The 24,533-nt window shown below is 69.2% G+C and carries 30 protein-coding genes; 12 read left to right on the forward strand and 18 right to left on the reverse strand.

What is annotated here, in order from left to right:
• Positions 1–45: 45 nt before the first annotated feature.
• Positions 46–525, forward strand: a complete 480-nt coding sequence (locus BS329_RS02975) for an Lrp/AsnC family transcriptional regulator (RefSeq protein ID WP_076155443.1) — start codon at positions 46–48, stop codon at positions 523–525.
• On the opposite strand, the gene BS329_RS02980 is transcribed toward BS329_RS02975, so the two are convergent.
• From BS329_RS02980 to BS329_RS02990, 3 genes are all read right to left on the reverse strand, one after another.
• Positions 503–1,615 carry an XdhC family protein gene (locus BS329_RS02980; protein ID WP_076155444.1) on the reverse strand — a complete coding sequence of 371 codons (1,113 nt, stop codon included), beginning with the start codon at positions 1,613–1,615 and terminating at the stop codon, positions 503–505. The two genes, BS329_RS02975 and BS329_RS02980, sit on opposite strands and share 23 nt — an antisense overlap.
• Positions 1,608–2,711, reverse strand: a complete 1,104-nt coding sequence (locus BS329_RS02985; RefSeq protein WP_076155446.1) for a vWA domain-containing protein — start codon at positions 2,709–2,711, stop codon at positions 1,608–1,610. The genes BS329_RS02980 and BS329_RS02985 overlap by 8 nt, the downstream gene beginning before the upstream one ends.
• 81 nt (positions 2,712–2,792) lie before the next feature.
• Positions 2,793–3,986, reverse strand: a complete 1,194-nt coding sequence (locus BS329_RS02990; RefSeq protein WP_341866312.1) for an FAD-dependent oxidoreductase — start codon at positions 3,984–3,986, stop codon at positions 2,793–2,795.
• Positions 3,987–4,098: 112 nt separating this feature from the next.
• On the opposite strand from BS329_RS02990, the gene BS329_RS02995 reads away from it, so the two are divergent.
• The gene (locus BS329_RS02995) at positions 4,099–5,133 is read left to right on the forward strand and encodes a nucleoside hydrolase (RefSeq protein ID WP_076155449.1); all 1,035 of its coding nucleotides are present in this window, start codon (positions 4,099–4,101) and stop codon (positions 5,131–5,133) included.
• A gap of 787 nt (positions 5,134–5,920) precedes the next feature.
• Here the strand turns inward: BS329_RS02995 and BS329_RS03005 are convergent.
• Positions 5,921–6,502 (reverse strand): TetR/AcrR family transcriptional regulator, encoded by a 582-nt coding sequence (locus BS329_RS03005; protein ID WP_076155653.1) that lies wholly within the window; start codon positions 6,500–6,502, stop codon positions 5,921–5,923.
• 88 nt (positions 6,503–6,590) lie between these two features.
• On the opposite strand from BS329_RS03005, the gene BS329_RS03010 reads away from it, so the two are divergent.
• The gene (locus tag BS329_RS03010; protein ID WP_076155654.1) at positions 6,591–7,610 is read left to right on the forward strand and encodes an aldo/keto reductase; all 1,020 of its coding nucleotides are present in this window, start codon (positions 6,591–6,593) and stop codon (positions 7,608–7,610) included.
• A gap of 5 nt (positions 7,611–7,615) precedes the next feature.
• On the opposite strand, the gene BS329_RS03015 is transcribed toward BS329_RS03010, so the two are convergent.
• From BS329_RS03015 to BS329_RS03065, 11 genes are read right to left on the reverse strand one after another with little or no spacing between them, the layout of a single operon-like run.
• A complete protein-coding gene (locus tag BS329_RS03015; protein ID WP_076155450.1) occupies positions 7,616–8,488 on the reverse strand; it encodes an AAA family ATPase in 873 nt (290 codons plus the stop codon).
• Between the two features lie 31 nt (positions 8,489–8,519).
• Positions 8,520–9,089, reverse strand: coding sequence for a nucleotidyltransferase family protein (locus tag BS329_RS03020; protein ID WP_076155452.1), 570 nt, complete (start codon positions 9,087–9,089; stop codon positions 8,520–8,522).
• Positions 9,082–9,903, reverse strand: coding sequence for an IclR family transcriptional regulator domain-containing protein (locus BS329_RS03025; RefSeq protein WP_076155453.1), 822 nt, complete (start codon positions 9,901–9,903; stop codon positions 9,082–9,084). The genes BS329_RS03020 and BS329_RS03025 overlap by 8 nt, the downstream gene beginning before the upstream one ends.
• Positions 9,904–9,912: 9 nt before the next feature.
• The gene (gene pcaC / locus BS329_RS03030; RefSeq protein WP_076155455.1) at positions 9,913–10,317 is read right to left on the reverse strand and encodes a 4-carboxymuconolactone decarboxylase; all 405 of its coding nucleotides are present in this window, start codon (positions 10,315–10,317) and stop codon (positions 9,913–9,915) included.
• Positions 10,314–11,093 carry a 3-oxoadipate enol-lactonase gene (gene pcaD, locus BS329_RS03035; RefSeq protein WP_076155457.1) on the reverse strand — a complete coding sequence of 260 codons (780 nt, stop codon included), beginning with the start codon at positions 11,091–11,093 and terminating at the stop codon, positions 10,314–10,316. The genes pcaC and pcaD overlap by 4 nt, the downstream gene beginning before the upstream one ends.
• Before the next feature lie 7 nt (positions 11,094–11,100).
• The gene (gene pcaG, locus BS329_RS03040) at positions 11,101–11,649 is read right to left on the reverse strand and encodes a protocatechuate 3,4-dioxygenase subunit alpha (RefSeq protein ID WP_076155458.1); all 549 of its coding nucleotides are present in this window, start codon (positions 11,647–11,649) and stop codon (positions 11,101–11,103) included.
• Positions 11,649–12,383: a protocatechuate 3,4-dioxygenase subunit beta gene (gene pcaH / locus BS329_RS03045; RefSeq protein WP_076155460.1), complete on the reverse strand. Its 735-nt coding sequence runs from the start codon at positions 12,381–12,383 to the stop codon at positions 11,649–11,651. The genes pcaG and pcaH overlap by 1 nt, the downstream gene beginning before the upstream one ends.
• Before the next feature lie 20 nt (positions 12,384–12,403).
• Complete coding sequence (locus BS329_RS03050) at positions 12,404–13,582, reverse strand: thiolase family protein (RefSeq protein WP_076155461.1); 1,179 nt, start codon at positions 13,580–13,582, stop codon at positions 12,404–12,406.
• Positions 13,579–14,334 (reverse strand): CoA-transferase subunit beta, encoded by a 756-nt coding sequence (locus BS329_RS03055; RefSeq protein WP_076155463.1) that lies wholly within the window; start codon positions 14,332–14,334, stop codon positions 13,579–13,581. Before BS329_RS03055 ends, BS329_RS03050 begins: the two co-directional genes overlap by 4 nt.
• Entirely contained in the window at positions 14,331–15,140 is an 810-nt protein-coding gene (locus BS329_RS03060; protein ID WP_076155464.1) for a CoA transferase subunit A, read from the reverse strand. Before BS329_RS03060 ends, BS329_RS03055 begins: the two co-directional genes overlap by 4 nt.
• A 54-nt stretch (positions 15,141–15,194) precedes the next feature.
• Positions 15,195–16,454 (reverse strand): NADH:flavin oxidoreductase/NADH oxidase family protein, encoded by a 1,260-nt coding sequence (locus tag BS329_RS03065; protein WP_076155466.1) that lies wholly within the window; start codon positions 16,452–16,454, stop codon positions 15,195–15,197.
• Between the two features lie 61 nt (positions 16,455–16,515).
• Here BS329_RS03065 and BS329_RS03070 point away from each other — a divergent pair, with 61 nt between their 5' ends.
• The 3 genes from BS329_RS03070 (at position 16,516) to BS329_RS03080 (ending at position 18,764) form a co-directional block, all read left to right on the forward strand.
• Positions 16,516–17,094, forward strand: coding sequence for a TetR/AcrR family transcriptional regulator (locus BS329_RS03070; RefSeq protein ID WP_076155467.1), 579 nt, complete (start codon positions 16,516–16,518; stop codon positions 17,092–17,094).
• 72 nt (positions 17,095–17,166) lie between these two features.
• Positions 17,167–18,084, forward strand: a complete 918-nt coding sequence (locus tag BS329_RS03075) for an acetoacetate decarboxylase family protein (protein WP_076155469.1) — start codon at positions 17,167–17,169, stop codon at positions 18,082–18,084.
• On the forward strand, positions 18,081–18,764 hold the full coding sequence (locus tag BS329_RS03080; protein ID WP_076155471.1) for a type 1 glutamine amidotransferase domain-containing protein: 684 nt from the start codon (positions 18,081–18,083) through the stop codon (positions 18,762–18,764). Before BS329_RS03075 ends, BS329_RS03080 begins: the two co-directional genes overlap by 4 nt.
• Positions 18,765–18,777: 13 nt before the next feature.
• Here the strand turns inward: BS329_RS03080 and BS329_RS03085 are convergent, their stop codons facing one another.
• Entirely contained in the window at positions 18,778–19,305 is a 528-nt protein-coding gene (locus tag BS329_RS03085) for a hypothetical protein (RefSeq protein WP_076155472.1), read from the reverse strand.
• Positions 19,306–19,462: 157 nt separating this feature from the next.
• Between BS329_RS03085 and BS329_RS03090 the strand changes: the two genes are divergently transcribed.
• Entirely contained in the window at positions 19,463–20,428 is a 966-nt protein-coding gene (locus BS329_RS03090) for a 2-hydroxyacid dehydrogenase (RefSeq protein ID WP_076155474.1), read from the forward strand.
• On the forward strand, positions 20,425–21,549 hold the full coding sequence (locus tag BS329_RS03095) for a glycerate kinase (RefSeq protein ID WP_076155475.1): 1,125 nt from the start codon (positions 20,425–20,427) through the stop codon (positions 21,547–21,549). Before BS329_RS03090 ends, BS329_RS03095 begins: the two co-directional genes overlap by 4 nt.
• Positions 21,550–21,566: 17 nt before the next feature.
• Here the strand turns inward: BS329_RS03095 and BS329_RS03100 are convergent, their stop codons facing one another.
• Positions 21,567–21,878 carry an iron-sulfur cluster biosynthesis protein gene (locus BS329_RS03100; protein ID WP_076155477.1) on the reverse strand — a complete coding sequence of 104 codons (312 nt, stop codon included), beginning with the start codon at positions 21,876–21,878 and terminating at the stop codon, positions 21,567–21,569.
• Positions 21,879–21,959: 81 nt separating this feature from the next.
• Positions 21,960–22,175 carry a hypothetical protein gene (locus BS329_RS03105; protein WP_076155478.1) on the reverse strand — a complete coding sequence of 72 codons (216 nt, stop codon included), beginning with the start codon at positions 22,173–22,175 and terminating at the stop codon, positions 21,960–21,962.
• Between the two features lie 172 nt (positions 22,176–22,347).
• On the opposite strand from BS329_RS03105, the gene BS329_RS03110 reads away from it, so the two are divergent.
• The 4 genes from BS329_RS03110 to shbA all read left to right on the forward strand — a co-directional run bounded on the left by BS329_RS03110 (position 22,348) and on the right by shbA (position 24,370).
• Positions 22,348–22,803 (forward strand): GtrA family protein, encoded by a 456-nt coding sequence (locus tag BS329_RS03110; RefSeq protein ID WP_076155480.1) that lies wholly within the window; start codon positions 22,348–22,350, stop codon positions 22,801–22,803.
• Between the two features lie 10 nt (positions 22,804–22,813).
• On the forward strand, positions 22,814–23,164 hold the full coding sequence (locus tag BS329_RS03115; RefSeq protein ID WP_076155481.1) for a YidH family protein: 351 nt from the start codon (positions 22,814–22,816) through the stop codon (positions 23,162–23,164).
• Positions 23,161–23,463 carry a DUF202 domain-containing protein gene (locus BS329_RS03120; protein WP_076155483.1) on the forward strand — a complete coding sequence of 101 codons (303 nt, stop codon included), beginning with the start codon at positions 23,161–23,163 and terminating at the stop codon, positions 23,461–23,463. The genes BS329_RS03115 and BS329_RS03120 overlap by 4 nt, the downstream gene beginning before the upstream one ends.
• 250 nt (positions 23,464–23,713) lie before the next feature.
• Entirely contained in the window at positions 23,714–24,370 is a 657-nt protein-coding gene (gene shbA, locus BS329_RS03125) for an RNA polymerase sigma factor ShbA (protein ID WP_076155485.1), read from the forward strand.
• Positions 24,371–24,533: the final 163 nt, after the last annotated feature.

Below are 24,533 nucleotides of genomic sequence, written 5' to 3' on the forward strand. Positions count from 1 at the left end.
ATCATGCCGATTGTAAATTTTCCCGCCCGCGTGCAAAAATCTTGCGTGCCCCTCGACGAGATCGATCATCTGCTGCTCGACCTCGTCCAGGTCGACGCGGCCCGCCCGCTGCACGAACTGGGGGACGCCGTCGGCCTTTCCCCGAGCGCGGTCCAACGGCGGCTGACCAGGCTGCGTGCCGCGGGCGTGATCCGCGCGCAGGTCGCCGTGCTCGATCCCGAAACACTGGACGCCGGGATGGCGTCGGTCATCCTGATCGCGCTGACCGACGACGACGTGAAGCACCACAACGCGTTCCGCGAGCGCATGCTGGCCGAACCGCGAGTCCAGCACTGCTACAGCATCGTCGGGCAGTGGGACTACGTCGTCGTCCTGCTCACCCCGGATCTCAAGGCGAGCCGCCACCTGGCCAGGAACCTGTTCACCGAGCACGTCAAACGGTTCGAGACCCTGCCGGCCTTCGACGTGGTCAAGTCGAGCCAAGCGATCCCGGTGCCCGGCGTCAGCCGTGGATCCGGCCGGTGAGTTCGGCGAGCCGCGACCCCGAACCGCTCCACCGCAACGCGATGATCTCCGCCGCGATCGACACCGCCGTCTCCTCCGGGGTCCGCGCGCCGAGGTCAAGGCCGATCGGCGAGGACAGCCGTTCGAGTTCCGCCTCGGTGACCCCGGCTTCGCGCAACCGCGCGAACCGGTCGTCGTGGGTCTTTCGCGAGCCCATCGCGCCGACGTAGCCCACGTCGAGCCGCAACGCGACCTCCAGCAACGGCACGTCGAACTTCGGGTCATGGGTAAGCACGGCGATCGCGGTCCGGCCGTCGATCCGGCCCGCCTCGGCTTCGGCGGTCAGATAGCGATGCGGCCAGTCGACGACGACCTCGTGCGCGTCGGGGAACCGGCTCTTCGTCGCGAACACGGGCCGCGCGTCGCAGACCGTGACCTGGTAGCCGAGGTACGCGCCCATTTTCGCCATCGCGGCGGCGAAATCGATCGCGCCGAACACCAGCAGCCGCGCGGGCGGCTCGAAGGAGTTGACGAAGACCGTCATCCCTTCGCCGCGGCGCTGCCCGTCCGGCCCGTAGCGCAGCGTGCCGGTGCGACCGGCCACGAGCATCCCACGCGCGTCGTCGGCGACGGCGTCGTCCATCCGCGAGGAACCGAGCGAACCGGTGACCCGGTCCGGCCAGACGATCAGATGCTCGCCGACCAGCCCTTCCCGTTCGTGCTCGATCACCGTCACCACGGCGACCGGCTGTCCACTGTGGACCGATTCGACGACCTCGCCGAGTTCCGGCATCGAGTCTCGGTCGACGTGCTGGACATAGATGTCGATGATCCCGCCGCAGGTCAGCCCGACCGCGAACGCGTCGTCGTCGGTGACGCCGTAGCGCTGCAACACGGGGGCACGGTCGGCGACCACCTGGTGCGCGAGTTCGTAGACGGCGCCCTCGACGCAGCCGCCGGAGACACTGCCGGTGACCGTGCCGTCCGGCGCGACGAGCATCGCCGCGCCGGGGCTGCGCGGCGCCGACGAGAACGTCGCCACCACCGTGCCGACCGCCACGGTCTCGCCCGCCGCCCAGCGGCGGTGCAGTTCGTCCAGTACGTCACGCATCGGCGATCTCCAGAAGCAGTCGTTCCAACGTGGCCAAGCTGTGCCCGGCGAGCAGCCGATCGAGGTACGGGAGCGCGGCCACGATGCCGGACTGCACGGGAGCGTAACCCGCCCTCCCCGCGTGCGGATTCACCCAGAATACGGCGTGCGCGAGCCGGCGAAGCCTGGCGAGCTGCTCGCCGAGCAGGCCGGGGTCACCTCGTTCCCAGCCGTCGGAGAACACGGTGACCACCGAACGCCTGGCCACGCCGCGTTGTCCCCAGCGATCGAGGAACGCCCGCAGGGTCTCGCCGAGCCGGGTCCCGCCCGCGAAATCGGGGACGGCGGCGGCCGCGGCGAGCATCGCGTGCTCGGGATCGCGCAGGCGCAGCTGGCGGGACACCCGGGTGAGCCGGGTGCCCAGGGTGAACACCTCGACGCGGCCGGGAGCGCGCCGGGTGACGACGTGCGCGAACCGCAGCAGGGCATCGGCGTACGGGCCCATCGAGCCGGAGACGTCGATCAAGAGGACGAGACGGCGGGGTTTCGCACCCTTCCGCCGGTACGCCAGGCGGACGGGCTCGCCGCCTCCGGCCAGCATCGCCCGGAGCGTACGAGACGGATCGAGAGTGCCCCGCCGCGCGGCGCGACGGCGCGGCGAGGACCGCAGCGGGAGGGCCGGGCGCAGCTTCGCGAGCAGTTCCCGCAGGTGGGCCCGTTCCGCGACGGTCAGTTCGGCGAGGTCGCGGTGCCGCAGGACCTCGTCCTCACTCGCCGCCACGCGGAGCCGGTCGGGTTCCGCGCCGGACTCGCCCTGGCCGGCCGCCTGTGCGAGCGCGGCGATCCTGGCGCGCTTCGGCGGCGCCTCCCTGCCTCGCCGCCGGGGGCCGGTTTCGGCCTCGGTGAACCAGCTGTCGAACGCGGTGTCGTAGTGAGGGAGGTCGTCGGGGTCGGCGCACAGCGTCAGCCGTCCTGCCCAGTACAGCTGCTCGGGGTCGGCCAGGTCGACCTCGCCGACCGCCGACAGGTACGCCTGGACTCGGTGCGCGTCGCACGGCAAACCGGCTTCGCGCAAAGCCTCCGCGAAGCCGACGAAACCCGCCAAGGGATCGCTCACCCCTCCATTGTGCCCGCGTTTCGTCCTCTAGTTGCGGTAGTTGCGCGTGCAACTACCGCAACTAGAGGACGAAACGCGGCGTCAGCGGCGGGCGAAGGCCGGGGTCTTCTCGCGGAGGGGGCCGATGCCGCCCATGACCGCGGCTAGGCCGGTGAGCAGCGGAAACCGGTCCGAAAGCCGGAGAGCCAGGGGGATGGTCCGCGCGGTGAGGGTCCCGTCGAGGGCGGGCTCGATGAGCATCTTGTGCTCCCCCAATTGCTGCATCTGGATGAGGCTGACGGCGACGTTCCGGCGGCGCTGCACCCGGCCGAGGTCCCGCGCGGTCAGCGTGCCGCGCCGTAGCGGGGCGGCGAGGATCCGCGCGGCCGCCACGGCGTCCTGCACCGCGACGTTGACGCCCATCCCACCGGCCGGTGACATCGCGTGCGCGGCGTCACCGATGCACAGCACCCGCTCGGAGTACCAATGCGGGAGCTTGGACATCCGGACCTTCAGCAGTTTGACGTCGTCCCAATCGCGGATCGCGGCGAGTTCGCCCTCTCCCCAGCCGAACAGGCCGCCGATCCGTTCGCGGAACTTCTCGATGCCTTCGCCGCGCTGCGCCTCGTCCTGGCCTTTCCTGATCAGGTACGACGTCTGGTAATAGTCGCCGCGGTCCATCGTCATACCGGCGAGGCCGTTCGCGAAACAGCCGAACACCTCGGCTTCCTTGCCCGTGTCCTGGAGTTTGGGCACGCGGACCCACCACACGTCCATCGGCACGTCGTACTCGTGCGGCACGAGCCCCGCTTCCGCGCGCACCAGGGAATCCCGGCCGTCGCAGCCGACCACGAGCGACGCGGCCAGTTCCCGTTCCACGCCGTCGGAATCGCGGTAGCGCACCCCGCCGCCCCGGCGCAGGCCGGTGACCTCGGCGCCCATCCGCAGGGTGAACGCCGGTTCCCCGGCCGCCGCTTCGGCGAGCAGGTTCAGGAAGTCCCACTGCGGGACCATCGCGATGTACTTGTGCGGCCCGGGAATCCGGCTGAAATCGGCGGCGACGATCGTCGTACCGCCGATCTCCATCCGCATCTTCTCCAGCCGTTTCGACGGGAGTTCCGCGAACCGGTCGCCGAGGCCGAGTTCATCGAGCAGCATCAGCGTCGGGGGATGCACCGTGTCACCGCGGAAGTCGCGGAAGAAGTCCTTGTGCTTCTCGAGAACGGTGACTTCCACCCCGGCTCGTGCCAGCAGCAGGCCGAGCACCATCCCCGCCGGACCGCCCCCCCACCACACAACACCGTGTACGTTCCATGACCGAGTTGTAGCGCGCCCGGCGGGCCGCCGCCAGGGATTCGACGCCGAAGAGGACTTAGGTCCTGCCGGGAATTCTCGCTACGGTGACGCCATGTTCTCGTCCCGTGCCGTGCTCGCCGCCCTCCTCGCCTGCGCCCTCGGCGCGGCCGCCGTCCCGGCCGCCTCCGCTGCCCAGCCGTCCTCACCGGTCCCGGTCGTGTTCGACGGCGACTCCGATTTCGCGGACATCGCGACACTCGCGTACCTGTGCCAGGCCCACAAACAGCGCCGCATCGACCTGCGCGCGGTCACCGTCACCAACAACGGCGCCGGAATCCCCGGGCGCGCGCTGACCCACGTGCGGACGGCGCTCGGGAAATGCGGGCTCTCCGGTGTTCCGGTCGCCGACGGCTCCGACACCGGTGCGAACCCGATGCCCGCCGACAGCCGCGCCTGGACCGAGAGCATCCTCAACGGCGCACTCGGTGACGCGGGGGTTCCGGACCGCCCGTCACGGATCCGGGCGTCGACACTGCTCGCCGCGACGGTGCTCAAGTCGGCGAAACCGGTCGTCGTGATCGCGACCGGCCCGCTCACGAACGTCGCGAAGGCGATGAACGTTCCCGGTGTGGCGCAACGGATTTCGCGGCTTTCGGTGATGGGTGGCGCCTTCGACGTCCCTGGCAACGTGTTCGGCCCGGACGCGGAGAAGTTCGACGGCACCCAAGAAGTCAACATGTGGCTCGATCCCGCCTCGGCCGACAAGGTCTTCGCCGGACTCCGCCGGGTCGACATCGTCCCGCTGGACGCCACGAACGACGTCCCCATCACACCGTCCTATGTGGAGCGCCTGGGCCGCGAAGGCCGGACCGCGGAAGCGAAACTGGTGCACTCCATCGTCACGCAGCCCGATCTCACGCCGTACGTCCATGACGGGACGGCGTTCTGGTGGGACACGCTCGCCTCGTCCGAGGTGTTCGACGCCGTGAGCCCGGTGAAGCTGCGGCAGACGAAGGTCGACGTCCGGCAGAACGGCGCCGCGGCAGGCCGCACTTACGTGACACCGAAGGGAACTTCGCAGAACGTCGGCTACGACGCCGATCCCGCGACGTACGAGAACGGCTTTCTGAAGATGCTGAACGGCTAGGGCGTGAAGCTGTGGCGCCTGGAGCTCCGGTGTCACCGAGTGCGAACGTGGCGTGTTCGAGCGAGTACCGGTCGCGGTCCCGCTACCGCGTGAAGGCCTCCTTCCCCACCCTCAAGGTCAATGCCTGGAACTTAAGGTGGCCATCGCGTGGTGAAAGGAAGAACGCGGCGGCCGGATCTTCGTCGACTACAACCAGGCCGCGCGCGACCGCACCGCGGCCGAGCATGTCGCGAAAGCCACTTTCGGGACATCAGACGTCTCGAAAGTGGCTTTCGCGACACAGCCACCCGCCAGTCGTGAGAAGACCCAGACGCATTCAGAATTCAGCAGTTACCCGCCTCGGTGATGCCCCGAATGAGGCATTGGAGGCGGTGAGCGCCCCGAATGAGGCATTGGGGGCATCAGCCCCGAACTGCGGACGACAGCTAAGCCCGCCTGACGCGGCCCACACGTCGGCTGAGGTCAGTCAAGTACGTGATGGCGCCCTTCCTTGCGTCTAGCGCAAGGAAGGGGGCCATCACGTACTTGAGGATACGGTCAAAATAGACGCAAGCGAACATTTCTCCTTGAAGAGCATCCTCTGTGGACAGTCTGAGGAGCTACCCCAGAGTCGCCTAAGTTCTCGGCATTGACCGTCAAGGCAGGTAAGAAGCCTTCCCAGACTTGACTGACGTGGAAGGCCGTCCCTGTCACGACCGGTTTCGGAGGGGGTGTGTGGAAAAAGGGACACTCAACCTGGATCCACACACCCCTCACTCGACGCCACCGTTGCCTTAGCCCTTGACAACTAGGGCGTGAAGCGGAGTCCGGCGATGAGGACGCCGACCATCCGGCGGGCGTCGTAGCGGGGATCGCTGTCGGCCCCGATGCAGAGGTTCCCGACGCCGCGCATGACCTCGATCGCCTGGAGATCCGCGCGGATCTCGCCGGATTCGGCCGCGGCGTCGAGCAGCGTGGCGCACACGGGCAGGAGCCGGTCGAGGAAGTAGGCGTGCAACGTCTCGAAACCGGTGTTGTCCGCCTGGAAAGCGGCGGCGAGACCGTGTTTGGTGACCAGGAAATCGACGAAGAGGTCGATCCAGCGCCGCAACGCCTCGTATGGGGAATCGCTTGACGCCAGTAGTTCCGGTCCGGCCTCGGCGCAGGCGTCGACCTGGTGCCGGTAGACGGCGATGATCAGGTCGGCCCTGGTCGGGAAGTGCCGGTAGATCGTGCCCATCCCGACACCCGCCTTGGCCGCGATGTCGCGGACCGGCGCCTCGACCCCCGAGGTGACGAAGACGGCGGCCGCCGCGTCGAGCAGGGTCTTCTCGTTGCGCCGGGCGTCCGCGCGTTTGGACCTGGCGCCTTCTTCACTCACCACGCGCATCCTCACCATGGTTGCCAAACGGAACAGTGTTCCGTATTGTTAGCGGAGCAACGTTCCGCTTGCTCATCTTGCCATGGAGGACACCGTCATGCAGTACCGCACCTTGGGCAGGACCGGTGTGCAGGTCAGCACCCTCGCGCTCGGCGCGATGAACTTCGGCGCGATCGGGCGCACCACCCAGGACGAGGCCACCGCCATCGTCGACGCCGCCCTCGAAGGCGGGATCAACCTGGTCGACACCGCTGACATGTACAGCGCGGGTGAGTCGGAGAAGATGGTCGGCAAGGCCATCGCCGGACGCCGCGAGGACATCGTGCTGGCCACGAAGGCGACCATGCCGATGGGCGACGACCGCAACCATCAGGGCGCTTCACGACGCTGGCTGGTCACCGAACTGGACAACAGCCTGCGCCGCCTCGGCGTCGACCACGTCGACCTCTACCAGATCCACCGTTGGGACCCGAAGACCAGCGACGAGGAGACCCTTTCGGCGCTGACCGATCTCCAGCGCGCGGGAAAGATCCGCTACTTCGGTTCGTCGACGTTCCCCGCGTATCGCGTCGTGCAGGCACAGTGGGCCGCCCGCGAACACCGCCTGAGCCGGTACGTCACCGAACAGCCCAGCTACTCGATCCTCCAGCGTGGCATCGAAACGCACGTGCTGCCGGTGACCGAGGAATACGGGCTCGGTGTGCTGGCGTGGAGCCCGCTCGCTTCGGGCTGGCTTTCGGGCGCGGTCCGCGAGGGGCGGGAGATCACCACCAACCGCTCGAAGGTCCGGCCACAGCGCTTCGACCTGGCCGTCCCGGCCAACCGGACCCGGCTCGAAGCCGTCGAGCGGCTGGCCAAGGTCGCCGACGAGGCGGGCCTGACGCTGATCCAGCTCGCGCTCGGCTTCGTGACCGCGCATCCGGCCGTGACCAGCGCGATCATCGGGCCACGCACTTCGGAGCATCTGGAATCCCAGCTCGCCGCCGCGGACACGGTGCTGCCGTCCGACGTCCTCGACGCGATCGATGAGATCGTCGCTCCCGGCGTCGACCTCGCACCGGACGAGAAGATGGACACCCCGCCGTCGCTGCTCGACCCGGCTTTGCGGCGTCGCTGACCCGATCAGGCGAGCAGTTTGTCGAGCTTGGCGCGGACCCTGTCGAGGTCTTCGCTGTACTTGAGCACCGCGCCGAGCGTGCGCGCGGCCGCCGCGGCGTCCAGTTCGGACATTTCCAGCGCGAGGAGCGCCTGAGCCCAGTCCAGGGATTCCGCCACCCCGGGTGGTTTCAGCAGTTCCATCGCCCGGAGCCGGTGCACCGCCGCCGCGACCTGTGCCGCGAGGCCTTCGCCGAGGTTCGGGATCTTGCGGCGCAGGATCTCGATTTCGCGGCCGAGGTCCGGATGTTCGAGCCAGTGGTAGAGACAGCGGCGCTTGAGCGCGTCGTGGACTTCCCGGGTCCGGTTCGAGGTGAGCACCACGAGCGGTGGATGCTCGGCGCGCACCTCGCCGAACTCGGGAATGGTGACGGCGTTCTCGTCGAGGAGCTGCAGCAGAAAGGCCTCGAACTCGTCGTCGGCGCGGTCGATCTCGTCCACCAGCAGTACGCACGGCGCGGTCTGCAACGCCTTCAGCAGCGGCCGGGAGAGCAGGAACCGTTCGGTGTAAAGGGACTGCTCGGCGGCCTCGACGTCGAGGCCGCCGTCACCGGCGGCTTCGAGCGCCCGCAGGTGCAGTAACTGGCGGGGGAAGTCCCATTCGTACAGGGCCTGCGCCGCGTCGATCCCTTCGTGGCACTGAAGCCGGATGAGCGGCATGTCGAGTGCTTCGGCCAGCCCCAAGGCTAGTGAGGTCTTACCGGTGCCCGGTTCGCCTTCGCAGAACAGCGGGCGGCCGAGCCGCAGGGCGAGGTATCCGGCCGTGGCGATGCCGTCGTCGGCGAGGTAGCCGACCGATTCGAGGGCTTCGGCCAGTTTCTCGGGCGATTCGACGGTCACTTCCCGATCGTAGGCTTCGGGGAGCGGGAGGTCAGCCTGGAAGATCCTCGCGGCGGTCCACGTCGTGCCCGGTGCCGAGGTCGCCGCATTCGACGAGCCTCAGGTCCGGACGTCCCTTGAGCCAGTCTCGCGCGCCTTTGTCCCCGGACGCGCCCGCCACGATCTCCGGCCACCAGCGGCGGCCGAGCACGACGGGATGACCTGGGACGCCGTCGTAGGCCGCCCGCGCGACGGTGTTCTCGCCGGCCCCGGCCGCGACCCGGCGCACCACTTCGGCACCGACACCGGGCAAATCCACGAGATGCACGACAGCGGCGACGGCACAGCTGGTTTCCAGTGCGCTCAAACCCGCCCGCAGCGACGCGCCCATGCCGGATTCCCAGTCTTCGGCCACCACGACGGCCTCGGAGCCGGGCAGGAGCGCGCGGACCTCCTCGACCGAGGCGCCCAGCACCACCCGGACCGGTGCGCAGCCGGCGTCGGTGAGCACTCGCAGCGCCCGGACGACGAACGGCTCGCCGTCGAGGACGGCCAGTGCCTTCGGCCCGCCGAAGCGGCGTCCGGCCCCGGCCGCGAGCAGCAACCCGGCGACCTCAGCCATGCCCTGCCTTCGTGTGCCCCGCCCTGATCGGCGGCGCGGAGGCCAAGTCGGTCTCGATGGCCCTCGCCGTGTCGAGCAGCGACGGCAGCAGCTCCTGCTCGACCGACTCGGGCGTCGTCCGGCTGGCGTGGGTGGAGAGGTTGACCGCGGCCACGACCTTGCCGCGCCGGTCCCGGATCGGCGCGGCGATCGACCGCAGTCCCTCTTCGAGTTCCTGGTCGACCATCGCGTAACCCTGCCGGTAGACCCGCTCCAACTCGGCGATGAGGTCCTTTTGCCTGGTCAGCGTGCGCGCGGTCAGTTTCTCGAGTTTGGCCGCGTCCAAGTAGCCGTGCAGGTCGTCGCCTTCGAGGTCGGCCAGCAGGACGTGCCCCATCGACGTCGCGTGCGCCGGGAAGCGAGTGCCGACGTCGATGCTGACGGTCATGATCCGCGAGACGGCCACCCGCGCGACGTAGACGATGTCCGGCCCTTCGAGCACCGAGACCGAACTCGACTCGTGCACCTCGGCGGACAGCCGCTCCAGATGCGGCTGGGCGACCTCGGGCAGCGACAGGCTCGACAGGTACGAGTAACCGAGTTCGAGGACCCGCGCGGTGAGCGAGAAGTACTTGCCGTCCGTGCGCACGTATCCCAGGTCGACCAGGGTGAGCAGGAACCGGCGGGCTGCCGCCCTGGTCAGACCGGTGGAGCGGGCGACGTCACTCAGCGTGAGTTCGGCCGCGTCCGCGTTGAACGCCTTGATCACCGCCAGCCCGCGCTCCAGCGACTGGACATGATGCGCTCCGCGCTCGGTCACCTCGCCTTCGTCCATATGAGAACCCTAACCGGCACCCTCCTCCTGAGCGGCAGGCTCACCGAGTTCGGCCAGCACCCGCTGGGCGACGGCGAACGCCGCGTTGGCGGCCGGGGCACCCGCGTAGACGGCGGTGTGCAGCAGGACCTCGGAGATCTCCCGCGCACTGAGTCCATTGTGGACGGCGGCCCGGACGTGCATGGCGAGTTCGTCGTGGGCGTGCAGTGCGGTGAGCGCGGCCAGGGTCACACAACTGCGGGTCTTGCGGTCGAGTCCGTCGCGCGACCAGACCGAGCCCCACGCGCCCCGGGTGATGTAGTCCTGGAACGGGCGGCTGAACTCGGTGGTGCGGGCCACTGCGCGATCGACGTGCGCGTCACCGAGGACTTCGCGGCGCACCCGCATCCCGGTCTCATAGGGGTCTTCGCTCATCGGGCCACCTCCAGATGTTCGAGGATCAGCGCGGTGAACCGCTCCGGCTGTTCGAAGTTGCCCAGATGCGCGGCGCCTTCGACGACCTCGAGCCGCGCGTCCGGGATGCCACCCGCGATCACTTCGGCGTGCTCGACCGGGGTGGCCGGATCCTCGGCCCCGGCGACGACCAGCGTCCGCGCCACGATCCTGGGGAGGTCGCCGACGAGGTCCATCCGTTCGATGGCCTGGCAGGACGCCGCGTATCCCTCGGCGGGGACACTCGCGATCATCTCCCGCAGGAACCGGGCCCGGCCGGGATGGGCGGCGGCGTAACCGGCGGTGACCCAGCGGCCGGCCCCGGCCTCGGCGACCGCCGCGGTGCCGCTCTCCCGGACGGTCCTCGCCCGGTCCGCCCACATCTCCGGCGGTCCGAGTTTCGCGGACGTGCAGCACACCGTGAGGCTCTCGATCCGGTCCGGCGCGTTCACCCCGAGCCACATCCCGGTCATCCCACCGAGGGAGAGCCCGACGAAATGGGCGCGTTCGAGGCCGTGCTCGTCGAGCAGCGCGAGCACGTCACCGCCGAGATCCGCGAGCGCGTACGGCCCGGCCGGGACCGGGGACGCGCCATGCCCGCGAGTGTCGTAACGGATCACCCGGAAACCCTTGTCCACCAAGGGTTTCACCTGCGGCTCCCACATGCGGTGGTCACTGCCGAGCGATCCACTGAACACCACGACGGGGCCGTCCACGGGCCCTTCCGCGACGCTGTGCACCTTCACCGGCTTGGACATCGAAAAACTAGACATCGAAGAAAACCGTCTCTCCCTCGCCCTGCAACCGGACGTCGAACCGGTAGCCGTCGCCGGCCTTGGTGGCGATCAGCGTGCCCCGGCGGGCTTCCGGAACCGAGGCGAGCACCGGATCTCGGGAGTTGTCGTTGTCCTCGAAGTAGATCCGGGTGACGACGCGGTGCAGGAGACCACGCGCGAGCACCGAGACGTCGATATGCGGCGCCTGCGTGCTGCCGGCCGGACCGGGCAGCGCGCCGGGCATGATCGTCCGGATCCGGTAGTTCCCATCCGGATCGGTCGGGCAGCGCCCGAAACCCCGGAACCCGTTCGCGACCGCTCCGCGCGGGTCGTCGGGATGGTCGAACCGGCCGTCGGCGTCGGCCTGCCAGGTCTCGATCATCGCGTCCGGGACGGGGTTCCCCGCGCCGTCGAGGACCCTGCCGTGGATGCGGATCGCGGCCGGTTCGCCCGCCGGGACGACGTCCGGCCCGTCAGGCCAGGGCAGGCCGATGGACAGGTACGGGCCGACGGTCTGGGAAGGCGTCGTCTCGGGCATCAGTGCTCGTCCTCCTCGTCCTCGAAGACCGACGCCTCGCGGCCGCGCACGACGATGTCGAACTGGAAGGCCAGCGCCCACTCGGCTTCGGTGCGGTCGAGGTCGAAGCGCGCGATCATCCGCTGCCGCGCCTTCTCGTCCGGGATGGAGTTGAAGATCGGGTCCTGCGAGAACAGCGGGTCTTCCGGGAAGTACATCTGCGTGACCAGCCGCTGGGTGAACGCGCTGCCGAAGACGGAGAAGTGGATGTGCGCCGGCCGCCAGGCGTTGTCGTGGTTCTTCCACGGGTACGCGCCCGGTTTGATGGTGGTGAAGGTGTAGCGCCCTTCGCCGTCGGTCAGTGTCCGGCCCGCGCCGTCGAAGTTCGGGTCCACCGGCGACGGCCAGCGGTCCAGGGTGTGCCGGTACCGGCCACCCGCGTTCGCCTGCCAGATCTCCACGAGCGAATCCCGGATCGGCCGTCCGTCGCCGTCGAGCAGCCGTCCCGTGACGATGATCCGCTGTCCCTGCGGCTCACCCGCGTGGCCCTGGGTGAGGTCGTTGTCGAACTCGCCGACCCGCCCCTGCCCCAGTGCCGGGCCGGTGATCTCGGTCAGCAGGTGCGGGAGCACGATCAGCGGCTCCTGGGGGTGGCGCAGCGCCGTCGACCGGTACCCGGCGTAGTCGAGCGGCGGATGCGTTCCCTCCGGATCGCGCCGGTAGCGCGGGAGCCTCAGTTCTGCGGGTGCGGACATGCTGTTCCCTCCAGCGCGGCTCAGTGGGCTTCCAGGACGACGGCCAGCCCCTGGCCGACGCCGATGCAGATGGCCGCCAGCCCCCAGCGGCCGCCGGTGCGGCGCAAGTGGTGGGCGAGGGTGCCGAGGATCCGGCCGCCGGAGGCGCCCAGCGGATGGCCGATCGCGATCGCGCCGCCGTTCACGTTCACGATTTCCGGATCGAGCTTCGACCAGTCGCGCAGACAAGCCAGGGACTGCGCGGCGAAGGCCTCGTTCAGTTCCACCGCCGCCAGGTCGTCCCAGCCGATCCCGGCGCGCTCCAGCGCGATCTCGGCGGCGCGGACCGGGCCGATGCCGAAGACATCGGGGTCGACGCCTGCCGCGCCCCGGCCCGCGATCCTGGCCAGCGGCGCCTTGCCGAGCCGTTTCCCGGCGGCCTCGTCGCCGAGCAGCAACGCGGACGCGCCGTCGTTGAGCGGCGACGCGTTCGCGGCCGTGACCGTCCCTTGTGGACGGAAGACAGGCTTGAGCTTCGCCAGCTTTTCCGGGGTGGAATCGGGGCGGATACCTTCGTCACGGGTGAGTTCGACGCCCTCGACCGGGACGACGTGGTCGTCGTAGAACCCCTCGTCCCAGGCGCGGGCGGCGTTGACGTGGCTGCGGACGGCGAACGCGTCCTGCTCGTCGCGGCCGATGCCGTAGCGTTCGGCGAGCTGTTCGGTGGACTCGCCGAGGGAGACCGTCCACTGCTCGGGCATCTTCGGGTTGACCATGCGCCAGCCCAGCGCGGTGGAGTGCAACGTCTGGTTGCCCGCGGGGAAGGCCTTCTCCGGTTTCCGCATGACCAGCGGCGAACGGCTCATCGACTCGACCCCGCCCGCGACGGCGAGCGAAGCGTCACCGACCTGGACCGACCGGCTCGCCTGCATGACCGCGTCGAGACCGGAACCGCACAGCCGGTTCACGGTCGCGCCGGGGACGCTCGTCGGCCAGCCCGCCAGCAGGGCCGCCATCCGGGCGACGTTGCGGTTGTCCTCGCCGGCGCCGTTGGCGTCGCCGAGGACGACCTCGTCCACGGTGGCCGGGTCGAGATCGTTGCGCTCGCCCAGCGCCCGCAGCACGGTGGCGGCGAGATCGTCCGGCCGGACCCCGGACAGGGCGCCGCCGTACTTGCCGAACGGGGTACGGATGGCGTCGAACAGGAAGACGTCGGTCATGCGCTCGCCCTTTTGAGGTCTCGGAGGATGCGGAGTTCCGCCTCGGTCGGCGCCGGGGTGGTTCCGACGTCGGCCGCCACCTTCAGTTTCCACCCGGTCGCCGCGACGACCTGATCGGCCTCGATCCCGGGATGCAGTTCGGTGAGGGTGAGCTCGGCGGTCTCCGGATCGGGCCGCATCAGGCCGAGGTCGGTGACCACCAGCGTCGGCCCGGCGCCGGGGAGGCCGAGCCGCTCGCGGTCGCCCTTGCCGGTGCCGTGACCGAACGACGTCACGAAGTCGACCTTCTCGACGAACGTGCGGGGACTCTGCCGCAGCACCACGAACACCTCGCGGCAGGACGCGGCGATCTCCGGCGCCCCGCCGGCCCCGGGCAGCCGCACCTTGGGGTTGGCGTAGTCGGGGCCGATGACGGTGGTGTTGATGTTGCCGAACTTGTCGAGCTGGGCGGCGCCGAGGAAACCGACGTCGATCCGGCCGGGCTGGAGCCAGTAGTTGAAGACCTCGGGAACGCTGACCACGGCGTCCGCGGTGTCGGCGAGTTCGCCGTCGCCGATGGACAACGGGAGCCGGGTCGGTTTGGCGCCGAGGCAACCGGATTCGTAGATCAGCGTGAGGTTCGGCGCGTGCCCGCGGCGGGCGAGGTTGGCCGCCGTACTGGGCAGGCCGATGCCCACGAAACAGGACATCCCGTCGCCGAGCGCGCGAGCGGCCGCCACGCTCATCATCTCGTCGGAGGTGTACTCGGTCATGCCTTCACTCCCGTCAGCTCGTCGAGCCAGCGGGTGAAGCTCTCCCTGTCCCGGCCGATCTCGTCCCATGCCTGGTAGGCGTCGTTGTCCCGTTCGTAGTACCCCGCCGCGTACGACGGGCTCGCGCCGCCGGGGACCTCGGCGACGGCGGTGACCGCCCATGACGGCAGCACGATCGCGCCCGGCCGGGGCTCCAGTTCGTCCACGACCTCCTCGACGGTGACCAGCGATCGCTTCGCCGCCAGCACCGCCTCCTTCTGCACGCCCGTGATGCCCCAGATCTGGACGTTGCCGGACCGGTCGGCGCGCTGGGCGTGCACGATCGTCACGTCCGGGTTGAGCGCCGGGACGGCGGCGAGCTGTTCGCCGGTGAACGGGCAGGTGATGGGCTTGATCGTGTCGGTCTGCGCGGGAAGATCGGTGCCGGTGTAGCCGCGCAGGACGGCGAACGGCAGGCCCGACGCACCGGCGACGTACCGATTCGCCATGCCCGCGTGGCTGTGTTCCTCTATCTCCAGTGGCACCGGCCAGGAGTGCTGGACCGCGTCACGGAAGCGGTGCAGCGAGCCGACACCGGGATTTCCGCCCCAGGAAAAGATCAGCTTGCTCGCGCAGCCCGCGCCGATGAGCTGGTCGTAGACGATGTCCGGGGTCATGCGGACCAGCGTCAGGCCGGTGCGGCCCTGACGGATGATCTCCTGGCCCGCGGCCACGGGGATGAGGTGCGTGAAGCCCTCGAGCGCGACGACGTCCCCGTCGTGCACCAGCCGTGCCACGGCCTCCTTCAACGACAGCAGCTCCGCCATCCCCACTCCCGGCTTGTTCGTATCGCGCACATCTGTTCTTCATATGAACATAGCTCAGCCGATGCGGTCGCGCAACCACGCGCGGTAACGGCGAAGCGCGAGCGCCTGGAGCACCGTTTCCACGACGAGGGCCAGCTTCGGGTCGATGTCCGGCTTGGTCCGCCGTCCCGCGCCGAGACGGCGCAACTGCCGCCGGACACGGGCCATGCTCGCGGCGGACGCGACGGCCTTGTCACCGATCCGGACCGGTTCGAGTTCCACCTTGACGTCCGCGTCGTCGCGCCACTTGGCCGGCAGCTTCGGGTCCACGGCCAGCGCACTGCCCATGCCGACGAGTTCGACGCCGCTTGCCAGCACTTCTTCCGCGACCGGCCTGCGGACCACGCCGCCGGTCAGCATCAGCGGCAGCGCACTGGTCCGGACGAGCCGTTCGGCGAAGGTCAGGAAGTAGGCCTCACGCGCACGGGTGCGGTCGTCGCCGGCCTGCCCGGTCATCGCCGGGCTTTCGTAGCTGCCACCCGACAATTCGACCAGGTCGACGCCGAGCGGCGCGAGCATCGCGATGACCGACTCGGCGTCGTCGGCGTCGAAACCGCCACGCTGGAAGTCGGCGGAGTTGAGCTTGACGGCGACGGCGAACCCGGGCGCCACGACTCCGCGGACCGCGCGGACGATGTCGAGCAGAAGCCTGGCCCGGTTCTCCAGGCTTCCTCCCCACTGGTCGTCGCGACGATTGGCCAGCGGCGAAAGGAACTGCGAGAGCAGGTAGCCGTGCGCCGCGTGGATCTCGACGCCGTCGAATCCGGCCTCCTCGGCGCGGCGGGCGGTCTCGGCGAACCGCACCACGGTCTCCCCGATCTGCCGCGCGGACATCTCGACCGGATCGGCGAACCGCTTGCTGTTCTTGCCGACGTCGACGCGGACGGCCGACGGGCCCCAGGCGACACCGGGCATGTCCGCCCGCACCTGACGCCCGGGATGGTTGATCTGCATCCACACCCGCGCGCCACCACTCTTCGCGGCCGACGCCCACCGGCGGAACGGTTCCAGTGGGGACTTCGCGTCGAGGACCACACCGGCCGGACCGGTGAGCGCCTCCGCGTGGACCATGACGTTGCCGGTGACGAGCAGCCCGGCCCCACCCTCGCTCCACCGGCGGTACAGCTCGAACAGGGGCTCGCCGGGCACCTGCCCGCGGCTCGCCATGTTCTCTTCCATCGCGGCCTTCACCAGTCTGTTCGGCACTTGTGAGCCATTGGGAAACGTGAACGGCTCGAACACCGGTGACGAGGTTTTGCCGACTACGGATGACATCGCAGCTCCCGAACGCGTATGTTTACATTGCTCACATGAGCATAGGAAGGGAATGTAAGCAGTGTCAACATCAACGAAGAGTGGCTACCATCACGGCGACCTGAGGGCGTCTTTGCTGACGACGGCGATGCGCATGCTCGAAGCAGGCGAGCCGTTCTCCCTGCGTGCCGTCGCCCGCGAGGCGGGCGTCTCGGCGACAGCGCCGTACCGGCACTTCGCCGACCGGGACGCCCTGGAGTCGGCATTGGCCGCACAGGGCCTGCGCGATCTGAAGACGGATCTCGCGCAGGGGCGCGAACTCCCGGCGTCAGCGGCGGACCTGGCCGAACTCGCGGTCGCCTACGTCGACTTCGCCCAGCGGCGCCCGGCACTGTTCCGGCTGATGTTCGGAAACGCCTGCGACACGGGAAGCGAGGAGCGCGTCCAGGCCGCGGCGGACATCCACGACCTCCTGCGGCTGGCGATGGCACAGGTGTTCCCCGAGACCGGTTCGGAGGCACTCGCCTCGGCGGGCTGGGCGCTCGCCCACGGGCTGGCCTACCTGTTTTTGGACGGCAAACTCCCGGCGAAGTCGAAGGACGAGATCGACGGCCACGTGCGCGCCGCGTTCACCGCGATCCTGGCCGCGCGACCGCGATAGCCGGTGTTGACAGTGCTCACATCGAGTCTTACGCTCATCGATGTAAGCATCGTAAACATTCAGGAGTGCAGGATGGCGCAGGACACGGTCGCCGTCGACCTGGGCGGACGCTCGGTCGACGTCCCGAAAGGCGGCCTCTACGACCGCTACCGCATGGACACCGACCTCGACACCGTCGCCGCCGACCCGCGCGTGAGCGGCGTCGACTTCTTCCGGCGGCTCCCCAAGGCACGAGTCGACTCGCCGATCGGCCCCACGCTGACCCCCAACTTCTACTACCGCATCGCGACGGCCCGGCTGATGATGCTCGCCTCCTCCCGGGCGATCCGGCAGCGTCTCCCCGAAGAGCTGTCGCCGCTGGAGGTCGCGCCCGGTCTCGGCCTGGTGTCGGTGATGGTGTTCCGGTACGACGTCTGCGACATCGACTTCTACACCGAGGCGGCCGTGGGCATCGCGGTCCGGCCCGCCCGGCATGGACGGCTCGGGTTCTTCGATCTCGTGACCGGCCTCAAGAACGAACACCTTCACTCGTACGTGTTGTCTCTTCCGGTCAGCAGTGACATCGCCCAGGTCCGCGGTCGCGACGGCTACGGGTTCCCGAAGTGGGTGACGAGCCTCGACGTCGACATCGACGCCGAGCGCACCGAAGCGCGCGTAACCAACGGCCGCGGCGAGACTGACCTCGCCCTTTCAGCGGCGACACCCGGTCAGACCGCATACAAGTCCGGCGAGAATGTCTCGAGCCTCACCTCGTACACCACCATCGGGGACGCGTGGCATGCGACGCTGAGCCAGACGAACGTCCTCTCGGCCGGGAGCACGCGGCTCCCGCGTGGCGTCGAACTCCGGCTGGGCGAGGGACGCCTCTCCGAGGACGTCCGCTCGCTCAACCCCCTCAAGACCCTTAGGTTCGACGTGATGACCGAAGGGCAGCTGGCTCTCCACATGCCGGTCCCCACGTCCGTCCGAGACCGGGAGAGCTTCCGATGACCAAGCGCGTCCTGAACGTCGTCACCAACGTCGGTCACTACGACGATCCCGCATACCCCACCGGCTTGTGGCTGTCCGAACTCACCCACGCCTTCCACGTCTTCGCGGAGCGCGGTTTCGAGCAGACGATCGTCAGCCCCCAGGGCGGGCGGTCACCCCTCGAACCCCGGTCGCTGAAGTTCCCCAGCTACGACAAGTCGGCCAAGGCCTGGCACGCCGACCCGGAACGAATGGCGCTTCTGGAGCACACCGCCGCTCCCGGCGAGATCGACTCCGCGGACTTCGACGCGATCTTCTTCACCGGCGGCCACGCGGTCATGTACGACTTTCCCGACAGTGAAGGACTTCAGCGGATCACCCGCGAGATCTTCGAACGCGGTGGCATCGTCGCCTCCGTCTGCCACGGCTACTGCGGCCTGCTGAACACGAAGCTGTCCGACGGTTCCCTTCTCGTCGCCGGGCGCAAGGTCACCGGCTTCACCTGGCGCGAGGAAGTCCTCGCGAAAGTGGCCGAACTCGTGCCCTACAACGCCGAAGAGGAGATGAAGAAGCGCGGCGCGCTCTACGAAAAGGCGAAGCTGCCCTTCGTCTCCTACGCGGTGGTGGACGGCAACCTCGTCACCGGCCAGAACCCGGGATCCGCGAAGGAGACCGCGAAGAAGGTCGCCGACCTTCTGTGACAGGAAGGACTTCTCAGCTGTTCCCGTTCCCCGGCGGGAACCACTCGACGGCCTTGAAGTCCCCGGTCTCGACCCTCTCGAACGTCGCGGTGCTCATACAGGGCGGTACGACGAACTCGTGGTCGGGATCGGGCCCCCAGCTGTAACCGACCCTGTCGTGCCTGCCGTGGTCGTAAACCGACATCCCGACCCGGCGGTCCTTGAGATCCGGGACGTTCGTGTCCTTGACGATGCCGGTGACCACGGCGACCGGGCCGCCGACCACCAGGCAGTCGACCGTCCCCTGGAAGTAGGCGGAGATCCCGCCGCCCGCGTGGCTCACCCGGAACGTCCCGCGGCTGTCCGGATAGAGGCCGTGGGCGTCGAAGGTGAACCGGACGTCGTCGCCGCCCTTCCGCAGCATCTTGGCGCTACCGACCAGACTCGGTTCGGCCGGCTTGCCCTTGCCCTCTTCCGCTCCTGACGCCGGGCCAGCGGCGACGAGTGTCGCGGTGAGGACCACCGCGGCACCGACGGCCGCCAGTTCTCGTGATCGTTTCATTTCCACCCCTGAAATCCCCTGCTCGCGGAACTTTTCCGCGCTTACCACCATCCCCGGGCCTCGGAGGGTGACGACTCCCCCGCGCAGGGGAAGCGACTCCCTCATTACGGGGATTCGCATGTTTGGGATACCAAATGCCGCACACTAGGCTGACGGGGTGACCTCGACGATCGCGGTGACCCGGTGGATTCCCGACGAAGCGCTGAAAGTGCTCGCCGAAGCCGGGGAGGTGAAACTGTCGCGCGCCGACCGGCCGCTGACGCCGGACGAACTCCTCGAGTTCGTCCGAGGCGCCTCCGCGATCGTCGGCATGCTGCATGACCGGATCGACGGCGCGGTCGCCGACGCGGCGGGCCCCGAACTGAAGGTCGTGGCGAACGTGGCCGTCGGCCACGACAACGTCGACGTCCCGGCGCTGGCCGGACGCGGGATCACCGTCACCAACACCCCCGGCGTGCTCACCGACGCCACCGCGGATCTGGCGTTCGGGCTGATCCTCGCGGTCACGCGGCGACTCGGTGAAGGCGAACGGCTGATCCGCTCGCGTACGCCGTGGTCGTTCCACCTGGGTTTCCTGCTCGGTGCCGGACTGCAGGACAAGACGCTCGGGATCGTCGGACTCGGCCAGATCGGGCAGGCGGTCGCGCGGCGGGCGCTCGGTTTCGGCATGCGGATCGTCTACACGGGACGGTCGCGAGCGGCGGAAGACGTCGAGCGGACCTTGGGCGCGAAGTACTTGTCCCGCACCGAACTGCTCGAAACCTCCGATGTCGTTTCCCTGCACTGCCCCCTGACACCGGAGACCCGGCACCTCATCGACGCGGACGCGCTGAAGTCGATGAAACCGGGCGCGTACCTGATCAACACCACGCGTGGTCCGGTCGTCCACGAAGCCGCGCTGGCGGACGCGCTCGAAGCAGGCGAGATCGCCGGAGCGGGCCTCGACGTGTTCGAAGCCGAACCCGAGGTCGAGCCTCGCCTGCTCAACCGCGAAAACGTCGTCTTGACGCCGCATCTCGGATCGGCGACGGTCGAGACCCGTACCGCCATGGCCGTGCTCGCGGCCGAAAACGTCGCGTCGGTGCTCACCGGCGGAAACCCGCTGACGGAGGTTCGTCCATGACTCGTGTGGTCATCGCGCCCGACAAGTTCAAGGGAAGCCTGACCGCGGTCGAGGCCGCGCAGGCGATCGCCAACGGCGTCCGCGACGCACTGCCCGAGGCCGAGGTCTCCTCTTGCCCGGTCGCCGACGGCGGCGAGGGAACGCTCGACGTCCTCGTCGCGGCGGGTGGTCGTCTTGTCGAACTTCCGGTCCGGGGACCGCTCGAAGCCACCGTCGACGCGCGCTACGTGATGCTCGACGGAACGGCCTACATCGAGTCGGCCCGCGCGTGCGGGATCGAGTTCGTGGAGCCGAGTCCGGAAGTGGCGCTGACCGCGCACACCTGGGGCGTCGGCGAACTCCTCGCGCACGCGCTCGACAACGGCGCGCGCCGTCTGGTGCTGACCGTCGGCGGGACTGCGAGCACCGACGGCGGCGCCGGGATGCTGGCGGCGCTGGGCGCCGGGGTGTTCGACGCGTTCGGCGCACCCGTCGGACTCGGTGGCGGCACGCTGGGCCGCGTCGCCTCGGCCGAACTCGGCCCGGTGCGCGAACGGCTCGGAGACGTGACGGTCGCCGTCGCCACGGACGTGACAAACCCCTTGCTCGGTGCACGGGGCGCGGCCGCGGTCTTTGGCCCGCAGAAGGGCGCCGGCCCGGGTGAAGTCGAGCGACTGGACGAATCCCTGGCCCGCTGGGCGCAGGCGTTGCGGAACGCCGGGACTCCCGACGTCTCCGGCATCCCCGGGGCGGGAGCGGGCGGCGGGGTCGCCGCCGGTGCGATCGCGGGACTCGGGGCGGCGGTCGAATCCGGCTTCCAGCTCATCGCCGGGCTCACCGGGGTCGCGGACGCCATCGAGCGCGCCGACCTCGTCATCACCGGTGAGGGCTCACTGGACGAGCAGAGTCTCGACGGCAAGGCCCCGGCGGGCATCGCGGCCCGCGCGCGGGAGCACGCGGTGCCGCTGATGGTGCTGGCCGGGCGGATCCAGCTGGACGAGAACCAGCTCGCCGGCCTCGGTGTCGTGGGCAGCGCCGCCCTGATCGACCACGCGCCTTCATTCGACCACGCGCGTGCGCACGCGGCGGAACTCCTGCGCGAGCGGGCCGGCGAGCTGGTTCGTGCCTGGGCCCGGTCTTAACGCCTGAGCCGCCGGGCTCAGCTGCCAGGCTGCGGCTGAGCCTGCGGGAGTACGGCGAAGGCGACTTCGCCGGTCTCGTCCTGCTGGACGTCGAGCACCTTGTCGTCAAGCAATGCGGCTGCTTCGGGTTCCAGGAACACCTTCGAGCCGCCGTCGGCGCGGAGCACCCTGTCACCGCTTTCCGGCTCAGGAGCGACGGAGACCGCCAGCTGGGGACTGTCCCCCTCCTGGGAATGCATCGCGAACCGCAGTCCGCCGCCGTCTTGCCCGTTTTCCTGCTCGGTCAGTGCGGTGATCGCCTCGGCGGCGGCTTCGGTGACTGTCAGCATCTCTGCCCTTCCTTCGTCGCGGTCGTGCACTTGACGGACCACGCTAGGGGGTCGCGGCACGGCCTGCCGTCTGAGCGAAGATCATCTTTCGCCGACGTCGGGCTCCTCTTCGGCCAGCCGCATGGCGTGAGACTCCCCTTCGCGGATCTCGGCGGGCGTAGTCCCGAACCTGTCGGCCCCACTCCAGTGTTCGGGCGGCTCCATGCCTTCCTCAAGCGGATCGACGCGGAGCTCGTCCTCGTCGAGCGCCTCGCTGGGGGGCAAAGTTTCCGGCTCAGCGGTCTCTCGGTCACTCATCGGCCGCTCCCTCCTCATCGGACCTCAGCCGGGGCGTGCTGTACTCGACCCGGTCCCCTGTGGCCTACCCGACGACGTCGACGGCCAAACGACGACGCTGTCGCCGGGATCACAAGTCCCAGCCGGTTTACTGGCTTCACAAGTTTGTGAAACAAGGAGTAGCGTCGTCGGTATGACCACCACCAGGTGGGCGCCAGGGCACCGGATCATCCGGCGCGCGCCGGAACGGCACCACGAGCTCGGCCACCATGCCGCCTGGTACGTCGTCGCCGGTGTCTTCGCCACCGGCTTGCAGGCAGTGCTCTTCCTAGTCCTGCAACCGATCCTCGGCCCTCAGGTGGCCAACCTGGTCGCGCTCGCGGTCACGACCGTCGGGAACACCGAGTTCCACCGCCGGGTCACCTTCGCCACCCGGAAGAGTCATGCGGGCAAGCGGCACTTCCAGGACTTGGCGACGTTCGCCTTCTACGCCGCGTACGGCTCAATCGTGCTCGCGTCCCTCGACGCGGTGATCACCGAGCCGACCGCGCTGGAGCAGACGGGCGCCCTGCTCGCGGCCAGCGTCGTGGGCGGCATCGCACGCTTCGCGGTCCTTCGCTGGTGGGTCTTCGCGCGTCGAAAGGCTTAGTGTTCGTCGGGTGGCAGAGATCAACGGACCGCACGACGGCGGTTCGGAACCCGACTACCGATTCACGCTCGCCAACGAACGGACCTTCCTCGCCTGGCTCCGGACGGCGCTGGGCCTGCTCGCCGGCGGCGTCGCGGTACACCAGCTTGTCCCCGGCCCGACCGCGCTGAGCACCGTCCTCGCCGGCCTCTGCGTCATACTGGCCGCCGTGCTCGCGGCGAGCGCGTATCCGCGCTGGCGGCAGGTGCAGTCCGCCATGCGGGCGGGGCGGCCGCTGCCGAAGAGCGGGATGCCGGTCTTACTGACGGCCGGGATCCTCGCGATCACCCTGACCGCCGCGGCACTGGTGGTCTTCTCGTGAGTTCGGGCGATCACGGAGCGCAAGCGGAGCGGACGGGGCTGGCCTGGCGCCGGACCGCGCTCGCGGCTACTGCCTGCACACTCCTGCTCCTGCACCTGGCCGCCCGGCGAGGCTGGGGGACGGCGGTCGTCCCGGTCGCGTTCGCGGGCGCCATGGTGATCGCTTTGGTCGTCATCGGCTCGCTTCGTGAACGGGCACTGCGCAGGGCGGAAACCCCGAAACCTCTTAACCCCGCCTTTGCCGTCACCGTCTCGGCACTCGTCGTAGCGACGGCGGCGGCTTTGGTCGCGGTGCGCTAAAGGTCGTACACATCCAGCGATCGCGACGGTGGTTTTCCCGACGCGGAGTCTCGGTTGTGTTAAGCCGACTCCGGCGAATGGGCTATCTCTAGTTGAAATCTTTACTGCCGTCCGATCGGCGCCTACGATTACGCTGCGTCGCAACGGCGGCAGATGGATCTGATCTTATGGAGCATCTGCCGCCCTCAATCGTTACGGAGTGTTGACCCCTCGACAGCGACGGTCGCAGGGTCGGCCGGGGAGGACGACCATGCAAGCACTTTCCAGCGCGTCCGGAACCGTCGCCCCCGATGCGGTCCCCGGATACACGACTCCGGAGAACCTGCCTCGACCGGGCGGACGGCTGACGAAGGAGAATCTCGATCCCCTCGTCAAGGACGCGGGCGACGGGAATCCCGCCGCCATCCAATCGCTGCTGCGGATGATCGGGCCCGTCGTGGTCCGGTACTGCCGCGCCAGGATGGGTGGCCGCGACCTGTCCTACCTGTCGGCGGACGACGTCGCGCAGGAAGTGTGCATGGCCGTGCTGAAAGCACTGCCCGGCTACCAGGATCGCGGCGGTTCGTTCCTTTATCTCGTGCACGCGATCGCGGCCAACAAGGTCGCCGACGCCTACCGCGCGGTCTCCCGCGACCGGTCGGAACCGGTACCCGAACTGCCGGAACGGCCCATCGGCGACAACGAGCCCGAAACGCACGCCCTGCACCTCGACCTCGGTGCCCGGCTCAGCCGCCTGCTCTCCACTCTTCCGCGAGTGCAGCAGGAGATCCTCGCCCTCCGCATCGCCGTCGGCCTCTCCGCCGCCGAAACCGCCGAAGCGCTCGGGATCTCCGCCGGCAACGTGCGCGTGACGCAGCACCGCGCACTGGCCCGCCTGCGGACGATGGTCAAGCAGGACGAATTCTGATTTTTCCTCCCCCTGCCGCTGGTCGTTGATCGGCGGTTCGCAGGCGCCCGGACCCCGCGCCGCCCACTTTCCTCCTTTTCCCGGTGAAAATCCGGTGGCCGTGTCGCGAAAGCCACTTTCGGGACATCAGACGTCGCGAAAGTGGCTTTCGCGACACCCTGGA

It is taken from the genome of Amycolatopsis coloradensis, from assembly GCF_001953865.1.
Lineage (GTDB): Bacteria > Actinomycetota > Actinomycetes > Mycobacteriales > Pseudonocardiaceae > Amycolatopsis > Amycolatopsis coloradensis.

What these genes read in the sequence shown, in the direction of transcription:
- BS329_RS03050 (WP_076155461.1), bottom strand. Translation starts at nt 13,582, where the DNA reads ATGACCGACGTCTTCCTGTTCGACGCCATCCGTACCCCGTTCGGCAAG.
- BS329_RS03085 (WP_076155472.1), bottom strand. Translation starts at nt 19,305, where the DNA reads ATGAAACGATCACGAGAACTGGCGGCCGTCGGTGCCGCGGTGGTCCTC.
- BS329_RS03055 (WP_076155463.1), bottom strand. Translation starts at nt 14,334, where the DNA reads ATGACCGAGTACACCTCCGACGAGATGATGAGCGTGGCGGCCGCTCGC.
- shbA (WP_076155485.1), top strand. Translation starts at nt 23,714, where the DNA reads ATGCAAGCACTTTCCAGCGCGTCCGGAACCGTCGCCCCCGATGCGGTC.
- BS329_RS02980 (WP_076155444.1), bottom strand. Translation starts at nt 1,615, where the DNA reads ATGCGTGACGTACTGGACGAACTGCACCGCCGCTGGGCGGCGGGCGAG.
- pcaH (WP_076155460.1), bottom strand. Translation starts at nt 12,383, where the DNA reads ATGTCCGCACCCGCAGAACTGAGGCTCCCGCGCTACCGGCGCGATCCG.
- BS329_RS03025 (WP_076155453.1), bottom strand. Translation starts at nt 9,903, where the DNA reads ATGGACGAAGGCGAGGTGACCGAGCGCGGAGCGCATCATGTCCAGTCG.
- BS329_RS02995 (WP_076155449.1), top strand. Translation starts at nt 4,099, where the DNA reads ATGTTCTCGTCCCGTGCCGTGCTCGCCGCCCTCCTCGCCTGCGCCCTC.
- BS329_RS03095 (WP_076155475.1), top strand. Translation starts at nt 20,425, where the DNA reads ATGACTCGTGTGGTCATCGCGCCCGACAAGTTCAAGGGAAGCCTGACC.
- pcaG (WP_076155458.1), bottom strand. Translation starts at nt 11,649, where the DNA reads ATGCCCGAGACGACGCCTTCCCAGACCGTCGGCCCGTACCTGTCCATC.
- BS329_RS03020 (WP_076155452.1), bottom strand. Translation starts at nt 9,089, where the DNA reads ATGGCTGAGGTCGCCGGGTTGCTGCTCGCGGCCGGGGCCGGACGCCGC.
- BS329_RS03075 (WP_076155469.1), top strand. Translation starts at nt 17,167, where the DNA reads ATGGCGCAGGACACGGTCGCCGTCGACCTGGGCGGACGCTCGGTCGAC.
- BS329_RS03065 (WP_076155466.1), bottom strand. Translation starts at nt 16,454, where the DNA reads ATGTCATCCGTAGTCGGCAAAACCTCGTCACCGGTGTTCGAGCCGTTC.
- BS329_RS03010 (WP_076155654.1), top strand. Translation starts at nt 6,591, where the DNA reads ATGCAGTACCGCACCTTGGGCAGGACCGGTGTGCAGGTCAGCACCCTC.
- BS329_RS03060 (WP_076155464.1), bottom strand. Translation starts at nt 15,140, where the DNA reads ATGGCGGAGCTGCTGTCGTTGAAGGAGGCCGTGGCACGGCTGGTGCAC.
- BS329_RS03005 (WP_076155653.1), bottom strand. Translation starts at nt 6,502, where the DNA reads ATGCGCGTGGTGAGTGAAGAAGGCGCCAGGTCCAAACGCGCGGACGCC.
- BS329_RS03100 (WP_076155477.1), bottom strand. Translation starts at nt 21,878, where the DNA reads ATGCTGACAGTCACCGAAGCCGCCGCCGAGGCGATCACCGCACTGACC.
- BS329_RS03080 (WP_076155471.1), top strand. Translation starts at nt 18,081, where the DNA reads ATGACCAAGCGCGTCCTGAACGTCGTCACCAACGTCGGTCACTACGAC.
- BS329_RS03105 (WP_076155478.1), bottom strand. Translation starts at nt 22,175, where the DNA reads ATGAGTGACCGAGAGACCGCTGAGCCGGAAACTTTGCCCCCCAGCGAG.
- BS329_RS03110 (WP_076155480.1), top strand. Translation starts at nt 22,348, where the DNA reads ATGACCACCACCAGGTGGGCGCCAGGGCACCGGATCATCCGGCGCGCG.
- pcaC (WP_076155455.1), bottom strand. Translation starts at nt 10,317, where the DNA reads ATGAGCGAAGACCCCTATGAGACCGGGATGCGGGTGCGCCGCGAAGTC.
- pcaD (WP_076155457.1), bottom strand. Translation starts at nt 11,093, where the DNA reads ATGTCCAAGCCGGTGAAGGTGCACAGCGTCGCGGAAGGGCCCGTGGAC.